The sequence below is a fragment of the Streptomyces sp. NBRC 110028 genome (assembly GCF_001417735.1).
Classification (GTDB): domain Bacteria; phylum Actinomycetota; class Actinomycetes; order Streptomycetales; family Streptomycetaceae; genus Streptomyces.
The window spans coordinates 1-553 of the sequence record NZ_BBUZ01000018.1 but is presented as its reverse complement, the minus strand read 5'-3'; the positions used below and the strand labels follow the sequence as shown (position 1 = coordinate 553).

The 553-nt window shown below is 59.0% G+C and carries 1 protein-coding gene; it reads left to right on the top strand.

Annotated features, from left to right (window positions below):
- Nucleotides 1-17 precede the first annotated feature (17 nt).
- A complete protein-coding gene (gene tnpA, locus ASC60_RS00105) occupies nucleotides 18-449 on the top strand; it encodes an IS200/IS605 family transposase (protein ID WP_079038063.1) in 432 nt (143 codons plus the stop codon).
- Nucleotides 450-553: the final 104 nt, after the last annotated feature.

The following is a 553-nucleotide window of genomic DNA, read 5'->3' as shown; positions in this document are numbered from 1 at the left end:
AGTACTACATTTGGTTTATGTCACCTCGCTGGAATCCGAATCCTGATGTCAGAACCGGTCGCCACGTCGTCTACAACCTTCACGTCCACTTGGTATTTGTCACCAAGTACCGGCGCAAAGCATTCACCAACGAGATGATGACGCGCTGCGAAGAGATCATGCGGGAGGTCTGCGCGGACTTCGAGGCCGATCTGAAAGAGTTCAACGGCGAAGAGGATCACATACACCTGCTCGTGCACTACCCGCCGAAGGTCCAGCTCTCCAAGCTGGTCAACTCACTCAAGGGAGTCTCCGCCCGCCTGCTGCGCAAGGAGTACGACGCGCACGTCCGCAGGTACCTGTGGGGCGGACACTTCTGGTCCGGCTCCTACTTCGCCGGAAGCTGCGGCGGGGCGCCCCTGACCGTCGTGAAGCAGTACATCGAGAACCAGAAGCGCCCCGTGGGCTGAGCTGAATACTGCGGACCCGTGCTCATGCGCGGGTCAGAGCAATTCTGAGATGGCCTTCACCCCCGGCGTAAACGCCGGAGCACTGGCCAAGATTAAAGGTAGAA

What these genes read in the sequence shown, in the direction of transcription:
- tnpA (WP_079038063.1), top strand. Translation starts at nt 18, where the DNA reads ATGTCACCTCGCTGGAATCCGAATCCTGATGTCAGAACCGGTCGCCAC.